Genomic DNA, 13,666 nt, shown 5'->3' on the forward strand with positions numbered 1-13,666 from the left:
TTCATTAGCAGGAAATCCCATGGTAAAAAGATCTCTAAAGCCACGAAATCAGCCGCAACAAGCAAGATCCCAACGTACTCGAGGCGATATTCTAGAGGCCACTGCTCGCCTTTTGAATAAATATGACGAGGGTTCTGTCTCAACAAATCTAATTGCGAAAACAACTGGCATCAGCATTGGAACACTCTACAAACATTATCCAAATAAGGATGCTATTCTTAGCGACCTTATTGATCTCTATATCGCAGAAGATATCCAGAGTATACAGAAGGCGCTGGTCGAAAAGTCCGAGAATCTCAACTCAAAGGAAATTGCAGAGCAAGTGCTAGAATGGATCCTCCAGACACATAAAGAACAGCATCGACTGAGGGCAACCCTTTATTCAAATCTGGGAAGGCTCCTTAAAAATCAAAAAGCATTTGAAGCGAGAAATGAAATTGGCAAGAGGTTGACCAGATCGGCGTTAGGAAAAGTATTGACCGATCCCAAACGAATGTTGATGGTGGTCGCTGCCATAAATGCCATGATACATGTTTTAAGCCAGCTCCCGACAAACGAAGAAGACTGGCAAACATTAAGATCGACCAGCCTGCAGATGCTGACGACAATCTAAGACGCCGTCAGCAATATTTCATTCACTGATCTGCCTTAAGAAAGCAATGCCTATAGCTGCTCTGCCACTGTCTGATGTTAACGACAGTTTGCCAGCCGCAAATTGCGCGAAACATTCAGACAGGGATACCTGCGAATTTGTATCTACATTCCGCAAATCATCGACCATGCTGAGAAAAACACATCCGTACGCAAGACGGGAATAATTCTTCATTATCTTCAGCGTTTTGAGATGATGCGCGGTTAAACCATCCGCAGAGACATTCTCAATAGCGCCCGTGATAGCCAACGTCGCCTCTTCAGGAAGGCTTAGAAAGTTGCTGAATGTCGCAAGATCCATATAGGGATGATTCATTGTTGCTTGTTCCCAATCTACAAACCATACTTGCGACCCATCCCACAGGATATTTCCCGGATTCAGATCACCGTGACTGAAAACTCGTCGTTTATCAGTCGCCAAAGTCTGAGCTGCGTTTTCGATATGCTTCGAAAAATCGGAAGCCCACGAAGGAAACCCTGGTCGCGATTTTTGTAAGGACCAAATATTACGACCAGCCTCTACTGGATCTACGCTAGACACTTCCGACAAAGACTGTCGCTGCATAAGCTTCAATCGTTGAACAAAACTTGAAAATGCCTGCGATCTGGTAGAAGGATTCATAAGGGCTGCTCCAAATGACGATCCTTCGATCTTTGTGGTCAATAAAGCTTTTTCGCTCTCGTCGACATGCAAAAGTTTTGGGGCCACTCCGCAGTCTGAAGCTAGTCGATAGCCGTCACGCGATGATTCCCAACTGCTTTGAGCGTTGGCGTGAAAGCGCACAACGAAATTTCCCTTCTCTGCTTCTACAGAAAATACGGCGGCTCCTGACATTCCTAATGTCAGTGGCTGAACATTTTTAACAGCACCACAAATTTCAATGGGACAAATTATTAACGGATTCAATGATGAATTCATAGGGATCTCCTTCGGTCTTGTTGCCATGTCTCGCAGGTGGCAACCAAAAGAGCTTTATATTTTATCAGCGGAGTGAATGATCTTTGGCGAGAAAGGCGCCTCCGAGGAACCTTATATAGGATAATAAATAAAATATCTGAATCTCGCAAGAAATAAGATCGTTTCGGCGGGATCTGCCACCTTCCTTAAATCAAAACCAAATGGCGCTCGACTTCCAAAATAGGTGACGTCAATGGCAACACCTCAACTTTAAGGTCTTTAAACTTCTTACGTGCGTCGGTCAGCTCTTCCTCGATTTTTTCTTTGCGAGCCTTTAGCAGAAAATACTTCCCGCCGTTCAAATAGTAATGACGACTGACTTCCAATATCACATCCACGGGTTTAAATCCGCGAGCTGTCACTAAATCAATCTTTTCCAATTTCGGAGGAATATCGCCATGAACAATGATATTAGGCGCAATCGCCTTGCAGTGATTTAAAAATTCCTGCTTCTTAGGGCTTTTTTCGTACAGGTGAAACTGAATGTCTGGAAATTGAATCGCATAGATCACAGCCGGCAATCCCCCACCGGAACCAAAATCAGCGACTTGTTTTTTTCCTGCGGGGAATTTTTTAAGTGGCAGCATACAATCGATGACATGGTTATCGATCAATTCTTCGAACGTCATTTTACGACTGATCAGATTTAGATCTTCGTTGGAAGATCGCAAAAGATCGACATAGTCTTTGAGCTTGGCAATAGCCTCGGGACGAAAACCAAGATCGGTCATAACTGGGATTCTTTGTTCGAAGTATGTCATAGGTCTATTTAGTTAACTCATTTCCTTACAACTTTCTAGATATTCTTCACATATTTCACCGTCAAATAATCCACATCCTTTGGTCCTATCAGGATGGTTGTCGCAGAAAACCTGAAAGCAGTTTCGCAATTTCTTCCAAGGTGACCGTTGCCAACGCAAAAGGCAGAAGCCAAAGCACGTCGCTTAGTTGAAGCGGTGTCATCTTAAATATAAACTGAAAAAGAGGAATGTAATGGATTCCAATCTGAAGGCTCAGACTCGCAATCATGATGCCGAATAGCCAAATATTGCTTAGAATACCAACCTGCCAATATATTTTCGTTCGTGATCTGGCGCTAAATGATCGAAAGAGCTCGCTGGCAACGAGTGCAGTAAAGACCAGATCCCGAGCATGATCTAAATCTGTTCTTTGAAGTTGAATCCAATAGAGGGATGCTATCGAGAGTGCCTCAAGCAAACCCACAACTAAAATTCGACGCCACTCGATGAAGCCGAGAATTCGTTCGTTCGATGGTCTTGGAGCCTTTGTCATAACGTCATTAGGTACCGGATCAGCGATCAATGCCAGAGCTGGCAAAGAATCTGTCACAAGATTGATCCAAAGAAGATGAATTGCAAGAAACGGAACCGGTAAACCCAGAATCGCCGCAGCGACCACCAAGACAATCTCAGCAAAATTTCCAGCAAGAAGATAGACAATGGCTTTTCTGATATTTCGATAGATTCCCCGTCCCTCTTTAATCGCCGCGATAATAGTTGCAAAATTATCGTCAGCCAAAACTAAGTCCGCAGATTGTCGAGTCACCTGAGTTCCACTCAACCCCATCGCTATTCCGACATGGGCCTCACGGAGTGCTGGTGCATCGTTGATACCATCGCCTGTCATCGCAACTATCGCCCCCCTTTTTTTCCATTCTCGCACCAGACGTAACTTATCTTCTGGCTTTGCACGGGCATGAACTTTACCAACAGGGGATTCTTGCTCTAATAAAAGTCCCAACTCTCGGGCCACCGCGATAGCGGTATTGGGATGATCTCCCGTAATCATGACAGAGACAATGCCAGCAGCTCTTGCTTCTTGAATTGCAAGGGCCGCTTCCGCTCGAGGAGGATCAGCTAAACCAATAACTCCCATTAAAGTTAAGCCACTTGTCTCTTGAGGTCCCGAGGCGACGGCCAGCACACGCAACCCTCGGGCACTCATATCCGAAACTGCATTTTCAATCTCACGATGAGCTGTACCTGATACACAAAGAGGAAGTACACTTTCAATGGCTCCCTTTACATAGAAGTTCCCGTCAGACCTTAGCACCGTCATCTTTCGAGTGTCAGAATCAAAGGGCTCTGTTCTCAATCGTGGATTTACGAGTTCAATCTGTGACTTCTCGATTCCTCGTTCACGGGCTTCAATTAGAATAGCGATCTCCGTAGCATCTCCTATCTCAGAAAGTCCTTGGAGTGGCAGTTCGCTATCGCAACACGATGTCGCCGCATATAAGAGAGCTTTGTGATCGGGCCCCCAAAGCTCCCGGACCCTCATTTGTCCCGTAGTCAGCGTTCCTGTCTTATCAGCACATATCACCGAGACACTTCCAAGAGTTTCTACACTTGAAAGCCGCCTGATTAAAGCATTCTTCCCGGCCATTCTTCGTACGCCCACCGCTAAAGCTATTGTTACGATGGCGGGCATACCTTCAGGAACCGCAGCCACGGCTAAAGAGAGTGCAAAGATGATCAAATCAATCATCGGCTTATTTTTCCAAAGACCAACAGCGAAAACCACACTCATGATTCCAAGACTGACAAACAGAAGTGTTCTTCCCAGTTGACTCAGTTGAACCTGCAAGGGTGTCGGCGCTTCTGGAACTGTGGCTAATAAATTCGCAATTTTTCCAAACTCAGTATTCATGCCTGTCGCCGTCACCTCGACTCGAGCGGTTCCGCTAACAACGATCGTGCTCATGAAAACAAGATTTTCTCGTTCAGATTCACTTAACGTACCGGTGGTTCCGGCGGGTTTCTTAATGATCGGTGAACTTTCTCCAGTCAGAATCGCTTCATTCAACAGACATTTAGCGGCCTCTAAGACAATGCCGTCAGCCGCAACCACGTCACCAGCCTCTAAGGCAAGTAAATCCCCTGGAACCACTTCTGACGCAAGAATCTCTGAGTACTCACCGTCACGAAAAACTTTTGCTCGAGGCGCTGTCAATTTGATAAGGGCCGCTAGAGCTGATTCCGCTTTATACTCTTGATAGAATCCAACTAAGGCATTCAAAATCAGTATTGCCCCTATTGCTGTCGCCTCAATGATCTCACCGAGAACAACAGACAAAATGCAAGCACAGAACAGAAGTAAAACTAAGGGACTTTCAAACTGTCTTCCAATAAGGCGCCAGGCGGAATGATCGCTTTTTGTTCGAATAAGATTCGGACCATACTGATCAAGACGTTTGGCAGCTTCTTGCGAGGTGATCCCTTTGAAAGGCAAGATTATCTCCTTACTCGTGTTCCTTCATGAATTTTGTCTCCCGGAAAAAGAATCACTTGGTCCCCTTCGTTAAGTCCCTCAGTGATCATCGCAAAACGATCATTTCGCTTTGTAAAATGAACGTCTTTCAATTTTGCTCTTCCATTATCCAAAACGTAGACAGCCCATTGATCGCGGTCTTTAAACAAAGCCCCCAAAGGAACACTTAAAGCATTGGACTCGTGAGAGACCACAAAAAGCACATCCACGTGATAATTATCCCCAAATTTATTTTTAAGTTCCTGAGGAACTTTTATGAACGCAAGTTTGACCTCTGTTCTTTCTTCTTCCACGCCAAGGGCCGATGTCTTGACAGCTCCGGCTCTGCTTATCTGGGTTATTTTTGCTTGCAGATCTTCCGCGCCACCCCAGTTCTGTATCCAAGCGTCTCCGTCGACATTTAACCGAACCACATCAGGAGTCAGAACATCTGAAACCACTTCAAGCTCTGAAAGATTCGAGATCTCAAATAACGGCTCACCTCGAGCCACCGGTCCGGCTGAATCACGAAAAATTTTAGAGATCACACCATCCATGGGAACTTTGATAGGACGATTTATGTCCCAATCTAATGCTCCGACTATTTTTCCCTTTTTCACTAGATCACCGAGCTTGATATCAAGATTACCGATGGTCCCGTTTGCAAAGGCATACACCGTTTGTTTGTCGCGGGTTCTTACCTTCCCATCCGAAGCAAAGTTCTCTTCGAACGGTCCCCGTTTTACGACATAGACTTCAACAGGAATCTCCTTGGGCCGAATCAAGATATATGCAACAACAAGAAGCACCAAAGCCAGAAGAGCATAAAAAATTTTTTTCATCTTCAATCCCTCGCTTTAAGCGCCTCCGAGAAATCCAATTTCTTTATTTTCTGAAATAAGAAAATTCCGCTGCTAAAATAAATCAGTAGCAAAACCAAAACTCCAAGCCCATAGGTAACCGGATTCACCACCAATGGAAATTTGAAGGTGTCGTTATGAATAAAATGGGTGCTCAAGTACGATAAATAATATCCAAATATCAGTCCCGGCACCAAAGCCAAGATCAGCTGCAATCCAATATCCAAAAATAACAATTCAAATGCTGTTCTTATGCCATAACCCAAAATTCTTAAGCTTGCCATTTCCCAGGCCCGTTCGGAAAAGCTAATGCGTGCAGAATTGTAGATAACAGCACCCGCAATAGCGGCTGCGAACAAATACAATATAATTGTGAAGGTTACGATCATGTCAGCGATGGTTTTGGTAAAACTCTCTAACAGCAATTTCCGCACGCTAATTGCTGCGACTTCTGGCATTTCCTTTAAAGAGACATAGATACGATCGATAAACTCGGGATCTATTTTAAGAAGCAATGTATCGACGACTGATTCTTCTCTGAGCCAACGATGAAGATCCCCTTTCAGGGCATACGCCTGTTGCCCTATCAGATCGTCGACAAATCCCATCACGGGAACTTGAAATTCTCTCTGCTCTCCTTCTTGGGCCTTCATACTTACGAGATCTCCGACCTGAAGATGAAACTGCGTTTCAAAGTATCGACTCAGCAAGATTCCTCCTTCCTTAGGCTGAATGACGTTTCCCGATTGATCCATAACACGATTGAGCTGTAGGGACTTATCCAGACCAAGAATGGAAATATCTTTTTTGAAATTCTTGTATCGTAACAAAACAGGGACGCTTCTTTCACCTTCGACCATAAGAACTCCGCGAATATTTCTAATATCGGATACGGTTCCCATTTTTTTGGGATGAAGCAATCGCACCGACAAATCCTCTCTGCGCATTTCATGGAATTGGCGCTGAATCATGAAATCAATGACATCCGTCCAAAAAGAGCCATTGATTAAAATTGATAAAGCCGCAGCAATGCCAAGTATGTTTAATACCAATCGGAGGGGACGAAATAAGAGCGATCGCAAAATCATTTTTGAAAATACATCCCAAGAACGCCCTCCCCTTAACTTCTCAAAAAATCCCTTCTGAAATGGTGGCGGACTTGGTGGCCTTAAAGATTCAGCTGGCAAAAGATAAAATACACGTGTGAGTGCTCCGGCAGCTCCGAGCCATCCAGGAATCAGTCCCGCGAAAAGACCCAGACCAAGGGAGTCCAGAGAAAGCGTGAAATCAATTGTTGGAAACCGGAAAAAATCTTTATACAGTCCTGCATACCAATGTCCGATTCCTGCTCCGACAGCAAACGAAGGCAAAATGCCCGTGAACAAAATCAATGTCACAAGTTGAAAATAATGAAAAGTTAAAGCCCAGCGACTGTAGCCCAACGATTTAAGTGTCGCTATCTGCCCTCGATGCAAGGAAATAAGCCTCGAGAAAACGACGTTCAAAATGAACATAGCAACAGACATAAAAATCGACGGCATTAATATCGCCATAACCCTCTGCTGTCGAATCTCATCTTCAACAAACATATTACTTAACTGGCGAGAGCGATCATAAGACTGAATATTTCCATAGGGCTCAAGAATCCTATCGATTTGCCGTTTGAGCTCTTCTAAGGCGACTCTTGACTTAGCGGCCTCACTCACTTTTATCTGAACACTATTAAATGCCCCACTTAATCCCGTGAGATATTCCAGATCTTCATGACGAAGCCAAAAGACACCAAAGTGTTTGTCATCCGGTAGAGAGGCCACAGGGCTTAATGCATAAACATATTCAGGAGAAAGACCAATACCCGAAATAACTACAGTGCGTTGCTGACCCGCCAATAAAACTCGAAGTCGATCACCTGTTTTCAAATGGTGAGCAACTGCAAATGACTCATGAACCAGAACTTCCATCAAGGAACTGGCTTCAGGCATTCGGCCCTGCCGAAGATAAATATTATTCAATGTCTGATGTGGGCCTCGCCAAGAGATGAAACGACCTAAAGCCGGCTCAGTCTGTCCTGGGACATCGACAAGACCATCTTTAATAATACGTGACTCGACCTGCTCGACACCATCCAGTTGTCGAAGATTGGTCGCAACTGACTGTGGTGCTCGAACCAGCTCTGCAAAGATATCTGCGAAATGAAATTGTCGGTAATAGGCTTCTTTCGATCTCTGCAAAGACTGGTATGAACTCCATGATGATACCAAAACAGATACTCCGCAAATAATCAGTATTGCCAGCATGAGTATCTGACTGCGCAAAGTTTTAAAATCTCGCAAAAGCTTTCGATGTAATCCTGTCACCAGTGAACCTCGTTGATCGAAATTTTCTGCTTATTACTTCGGACCTCACTGATGAGGCCGTCAGAAAGATAAATCACCCGATCCGCGAGGCCTGCAATTGCAGAGTTGTGAGTGATCACAACAACCAAGGTCCCCAGATCCTGATTGACACGCTTTATGGCCTCGAGAACTAATTTTCCGGTTTTGATATCCAAGGCGCCCGTCGGTTCATCACACAATAAAACATTGGGTCTTTTAGCGATGGCTCTGGCAATAGCGACACGCTGTTGTTCACCACCAGACATTTGTGAGGGGAAATGATCTTTTCGCTCGCTCAAACCGACCAAGGCTAGCGCCTCTAAAGGAGGAATAGGATTTTGCACCAAATCTGTCGCAAGCTGTACATTCTCGACTGCTGTTAGATTGGGAATTAAATTAAAAAATTGGAATACAAATCCAACATGCTCTTTTCGATAGGTTGTTAATTGTTCTTGAGTTGCCGAAACTAAATCGTGATCTTGATATCTTACCTTGCCAGATGTGGGGTTATCCAAGCCTCCCAATATATTGAGTAACGTGGATTTTCCACTTCCTGATGGCCCTAACAGAACAATGAATTCCTTCTCGAACAATTCTAGATCTAGACCCTTGAGAGCCGCGACCTCAACTTCACCCATGCGATAAGATTTTTTCAGATCCTTGGCGAAGAAAACCGGCTCGGTCATAATCTGCCACTCGCTTTCATGATGGCATATCCGAAATAAGAATCAGTATTTAAAACATGTGCTCGATATTAACAGTGCCACTGCCAATGGCTAATTCGGTAGTGATATTTCAGCAAGGTTACCTTCTGACAAATTCCAAGAAATTTAAAGGTGAAGCATCTGGTATTAAGAAGCTGCGAAACTGCAAACGTGACAGAAAATAACTATTTTCTTTGTCTGTTAGCGATACCCAGAAGAAAATTATTCTCGCGCTTTTTATCGCCTTTCACTTTCTTTGCGGCTTTGGCAACCTTCTTTCGAGGCCCCTCTTTTGATGGGGCCTTTTCTCTGGGGAGCGCAGTGGGAACTTTCATCGGAACTCCCAATAGTGGATTTCTTTTGTTGATCTCGCGAAGAAGTTGTCTGATCTCTTCCTCAAAATTTTCTGACTCGGCCGGGATATACAGCCAGTCTTTGTTTGCGGGGTGATTTTCAAGAAACAGATATTTTAAAAAGAAAGCGCTCTGTCTTGCATATTTAATCGGAATGATAGCACCGTTCCAAAGCTGGAAGGGATATGTAACACCTTTATATTCATAAGTACTATCTGACTGTTCTACCAAGATTAGCACAAGATTCATATCAAGATAATAAGCTACTCCGCCATGTTTTGGCAGAGATTGAATGTCATGAGGCAGAAGGTCTTCGATCCAAAGAAGGTTGTTTAAAATTTCTTCCATAAACCTATTTTAACCCCAGACCAAGGGACCTTCAAGCTGTCCCGCCACGAATTGATGCACAAGGGGCGATATCCATTAGTCCCGTTAATGAATCTCACGTAACTCGCCAATGTCTTTATCTAGCGCGATGATTAGAAAAAAAGGATCGGTTATGAAAACCCTTAACGTGCAATCTCTTCCTCTGCATAAGCCTATCATTTTAAAAAAAGACAAATCTCTTCGACAAGCAGCTCTGGCCATGAATCGCAATAACGTGGGAAGTGTGATTGTCTCTGACGGACATGGGTCTTTACGCGGTCTTTTTACAGATCGTGACCTGGCCTTGGCATTGGCTCTTAAGAACATGCGTGCTTCAGTGCCACTAAGTGACATCACCGAGCATCCACTCATATATGTGAATGAAACCGCCAGCCTTGAAACTGTTGTCGCCCTCATGAAGAAGCATTCAATTCGCAGAATTCCTGTAGTTCATCTTCGACACAATGGAAGACAAACATGTCTTGGAATCATCACTCTGGATGATCTCATCAAAGAGGGCCTTATAGATAAAAAGGATGAAATCCAGATACTGCGATCGCAGCTGCGTTCTTCTAAAGAAAAATACACTGGCAGCAAGATAAAAAGCATTTTCCACACTCAAGGCCAAAGAGAACATTCAATGTTTTCTTTTTTGAAAATCATCTCAGACAGCACAAATCTTAGCCGAGAAAAATCTCAAAAGCTCATGCGTGAAACACTAACTTTGATATTACGACGAGTTCCACAAAAATCAGGCTCTAACTTGCTATCTCAACTGCCTTATGAGTTGCAGATGCTATTGTTAAATGAGATCTCGCCTGCCGACAGATCGGTCACCGCAAAATCCATTCTCGAACAAACCCAAAAAAGATTGAAGGTGACTCCATCCCAGGCGCGTGCATTGCTGCAAAGCTTTTGGCGAGCGTTAGCTCAAACAGTTTCAGCGGGAGAAATTAGAAAAATCGAGCGTGACTTGCCTCGAGAAATTACGGAATTGCTTTCACCAAATCACTGATCTCACTGCGAGGAGTTGACAATGTCTAGATCCATCTTATTTTCGGCATTCCTTCTTATTATCACGGGCTGTGTGACAACACCGACAAAAGATCAACCGAGCCTGGAGCAACGCATACAATCTGAGCAACAGGCGAATACACCCGAGGAAATTGCACAAAGAGCCGCCGATGTTTTCTCGTCTACTCCTGGTCTCAGCGATGAACAAAGGACCAAGCTTCATGCTCTTTATTTGAAAACATACGCAGATTCGCGCCAGATTATGAAGGAAATTGGTCAAATGAAATCTTTGATGTTTAAGGAAGCGGCTACAAAAAAGTTTGATTCGAAGGATATGATGGAGCTCACCCACAGAATCGTTGAGGCCGATCAACGTCGACTTAACTTGATGTTCTCTGCATTCGCAGAAATGCAAAATATAATTGGATATGGTGAAGATAAAAAAGAACTTTATGAACGCTTGCGCAACTACGATTACCCAGGACGGGCACTTCGCTAAGTGAAATTTGTTTAGGAAGGATCAAGGTTTTTATCATGGAACGATTCGAAAACAGATCTCAAGCCGGACAACTTTTAGCTGCAAAAATTTCCGAATTAAAACTGCAAAATCCGCTGGTGATCGCTCTTCCCCGAGGGGGAGTTCCGGTCGCTTATGAAATTGCCAGCCTTTTACAATGCCCGCTTGATGTGATGATGACAAAAAAAATTGGCGCACCAGGAAATGCAGAATACGCCATTGGGGCTGTCGGCGAAGATGGCACTTCGGCCTATAATAAGGAAGCCATTGCAGCTCTGAAAATCGAAAAATCGGTTTTGAGAAAATTAAGTGAACAAAAGGCATTGGAAATTCGCGAACAAATCAAGAAATTCCGTGGAAATAGACGTCCCGAAACTATAGCGGGCAAAGATGTCATCGTGGTCGACGACGGTCTTGCGACAGGAGCTACCATGATCGTTGCTTTGCGCATCTTAAGGAAAAATCATCCAGGCAGACTTATTGTTGCATTACCTGTTGCGCCCGCAGAAAGCTTAGAGAAGTTACGTGAAGAAGCTGACGAGGTCATCTGCCTGATGTCGCCAAAAAATTTCCTGGCTGTCGGATTATGGTATGATGAATTTGATCAAGTTCCCGACGAAGAAGTCATTCGCCTGCTTGAAGAAACGCGCACGGCAAGTGTCATCCAAGAAATGGAAGTCCCTATTGAAGATGACAAAGTGTCCCTCACGGGCGACTTAAATCTTGTCGCCAACGGCAAAGGTTTGATTATTTTTGCCCACGGCAGTGGCAGCAGTCGGAAAAGTCCACGCAATCAACTTGTTGCCTCTGAGCTGAACAAAATGGGTTTAAGCACTCTTCTTTTCGATCTTCTGTCAGAAGAAGAGTCCCAAAATCGTGCTAATGTTTTCAATATTCCCCTCTTGGCGCGCAGACTTAATTTAGCGACGGAAACAGTTGCTAGAATGCCGGAAACAGAAAACCTTCCAATCGGTTTTTTTGGGGCAAGCACCGGCGCTGGAGCGGCCTTGATGGCAGCCACACAAAGTGCACAGAAGATTTTTGCGGTTGTAAGCCGTGGAGGACGGCCTGATTTGGCCGGAGACAGTTTGCAAAATGTCATGGCACCAACTCTTTTAATTGTTGGAGGCAATGATGAGCCAACTCTTACTCTGAACCGTCAAGCCGCTACAAAGATAAAATCGTGCAAACTGATTATTGTACCCGGTGCAACTCACCTTTTTGAAGAAGAAGGTGCGATGTCTGAAGTTGTTGAACACGCTTCCGCTTGGTTTCTAAATCAATTGCCGACAGCTACGGCTCAACATCCCGAGGAAATGGTCGTCACCGAACTAAAGAAGAAAGCAGTTCCTCTTCAAGGGATTAATAGTCTTGATAGTTTGATCGAAAGTATTGCTCATTCGCGAATTGTGATGTTGGGCGAGGCGACTCACGGAACTCACGAATTCTATACTCTTCGCCGCATCATCTCGGAACGGCTCATAAAGGAATATGATTTCAATTTTATAGCGGCAGAAGGCGACTGGCCAGAGTTTGAGCGTATCAATCAATACATTAAAGAAACGATTGATGTCAGCGCCTCTGATTTACTGAAAGACTTTTCACGATGGCCTACTTGGATGTGGGCCAATGTCGAAGTTCTATCGCTTATTGAGCTTTTAAAAAGAGAAGAAATTCCTTTCTATGGTCTCGATGTTTACTCGTTATTTGAGTCTATTGATGCCGTCAAGGCCTATGCTGAGAGACAGGATTTAGATTTGGCGTTAGCGGTAGAAGGAGCCTATTCCTGTTTGGATCCATTCCAGCGCGATGAAAAAGCATATGCGCGCCATTTGCTTCAATTCCCCGAGGGCTGTCGCCACGAGGTTGTCTCTATCCTGCGAAAACTTCTACGTCTTCGCCTGAGCGAAACACATAACACTCAGGAAGAGCTTTTTAGCGCACAACAAAATGCACGAATAGTAACTAATGCTGAAGACTACTATCGTCGAATGCTATTTGGAGGTCCTGAATCTTGGAACGTTCGAGATCGACACATGACAGATACCTTAGACATGCTTTTAAAAAAAGCGGGTCCCAACAGCAAATGCATAGTTTGGGCTCACAACAGTCACATCGGAGATTACCATGCTACAGAAATGGCCCCACAGGGATATGTCAATCTTGGAGGCCTTGCTAGAGAGCGCTTCGGAATTAACGCCGTTTCTTTAGTTGGTTTTGGCACATATCAAGGAAAAGTTTTGGCGGCACATGCTTGGGAGGGTCAAGAAACAGAAATGACTCTTCCAAAAGCCAAGGAGGCCTCTTTCGAGTGGTTCTGCCATAAAGCCGCAGTAGATTTGAAGGCCCCGGGCTTTAGTATCGTCTTTGATGCAGAAGCAAGAGAGGGACATCTTGGAAAAAGAAATTACGGCCATCGAGCCGTCGGAGTCGTTTATGACCCTACTCATGAAAATAAAGCTTTGAACTATGTGCCAACCATTCCGGCACAAAGATATGACGCCTTTATCTTTGTAGATGAAACAACCGCCATACAGCCTCTGAAAACCAAAAGCACTACCTTAGAATTTCCAGAGACCTGGCCCGGAGGTTTATAGA

Annotated in this window: 11 protein-coding genes; 4 read left to right on the top strand and 7 right to left on the bottom strand. The window is 44.4% G+C overall.

Features of this window, described 5'->3' with window-relative positions; all coding sequences use genetic code 11:
- Positions 1-19 precede the first annotated feature (19 nt).
- The gene (locus VF412_RS12640; RefSeq protein WP_331339613.1) at positions 20-613 is read left to right on the top strand and encodes a TetR/AcrR family transcriptional regulator; all 594 of its coding nucleotides are present in this window, start codon (positions 20-22) and stop codon (positions 611-613) included.
- Between the two features lie 18 nt (positions 614-631).
- Here VF412_RS12640 and VF412_RS12645 read toward each other — a convergent pair whose 3' ends face one another.
- The 7 genes from VF412_RS12645 to VF412_RS12675 form a co-directional block, all read right to left on the bottom strand.
- Complete coding sequence (locus VF412_RS12645; protein ID WP_331339614.1) at positions 632-1,570, bottom strand: phosphotransferase; 939 nt, start codon at positions 1,568-1,570, stop codon at positions 632-634.
- Positions 1,571-1,755: 185 nt separating this feature from the next.
- Positions 1,756-2,370 (bottom strand): 16S rRNA (guanine(527)-N(7))-methyltransferase RsmG, encoded by a 615-nt coding sequence (rsmG, locus tag VF412_RS12650; protein WP_331339615.1) that lies wholly within the window; start codon positions 2,368-2,370, stop codon positions 1,756-1,758.
- An 88-nt stretch (positions 2,371-2,458) separates the two neighbouring features.
- Positions 2,459-4,861: a cation-translocating P-type ATPase gene (locus VF412_RS12655; protein ID WP_331339616.1), complete on the bottom strand. Its 2,403-nt coding sequence runs from the start codon at positions 4,859-4,861 to the stop codon at positions 2,459-2,461.
- Positions 4,862-4,863: 2 nt separating this feature from the next.
- Positions 4,864-5,721 (bottom strand): HlyD family efflux transporter periplasmic adaptor subunit, encoded by an 858-nt coding sequence (locus tag VF412_RS12660; RefSeq protein ID WP_331339617.1) that lies wholly within the window; start codon positions 5,719-5,721, stop codon positions 4,864-4,866.
- A gap of 2 nt (positions 5,722-5,723) precedes the next feature.
- A complete protein-coding gene (locus tag VF412_RS12665) occupies positions 5,724-8,096 on the bottom strand; it encodes an ABC transporter permease (protein WP_331339618.1) in 2,373 nt (790 codons plus the stop codon).
- Positions 8,093-8,800, bottom strand: a complete 708-nt coding sequence (locus VF412_RS12670) for an ABC transporter ATP-binding protein (protein ID WP_331339619.1) — start codon at positions 8,798-8,800, stop codon at positions 8,093-8,095. Before VF412_RS12670 ends, VF412_RS12665 begins: the two co-directional genes overlap by 4 nt.
- 203 nt (positions 8,801-9,003) lie before the next feature.
- Positions 9,004-9,519: a hypothetical protein gene (locus tag VF412_RS12675; protein ID WP_331339620.1), complete on the bottom strand. Its 516-nt coding sequence runs from the start codon at positions 9,517-9,519 to the stop codon at positions 9,004-9,006.
- 151 nt (positions 9,520-9,670) lie between these two features.
- Here VF412_RS12675 and VF412_RS12680 point away from each other — a divergent pair, with 151 nt between their 5' ends.
- The 3 genes from VF412_RS12680 to VF412_RS12690 are packed head-to-tail and all read left to right on the top strand — an operon-like array spanning position 9,671 to position 13,665.
- Positions 9,671-10,552 (top strand): CBS domain-containing protein, encoded by an 882-nt coding sequence (locus tag VF412_RS12680; protein WP_331339621.1) that lies wholly within the window; start codon positions 9,671-9,673, stop codon positions 10,550-10,552.
- Positions 10,553-10,573: 21 nt separating this feature from the next.
- Entirely contained in the window at positions 10,574-11,050 is a 477-nt protein-coding gene (locus tag VF412_RS12685) for a hypothetical protein (protein ID WP_331339622.1), read from the top strand.
- 35 nt (positions 11,051-11,085) lie between these two features.
- Positions 11,086-13,665, top strand: coding sequence for an erythromycin esterase family protein (locus tag VF412_RS12690; RefSeq protein ID WP_331339623.1), 2,580 nt, complete (start codon positions 11,086-11,088; stop codon positions 13,663-13,665).
- The last annotated feature ends 1 nt before the right edge of the window (position 13,666 follow it).

The organism is Bdellovibrio sp., assembly GCF_036384735.1.
Taxonomy (GTDB): Bacteria; Bdellovibrionota; Bdellovibrionia; order Bdellovibrionales; family Bdellovibrionaceae; genus Bdellovibrio.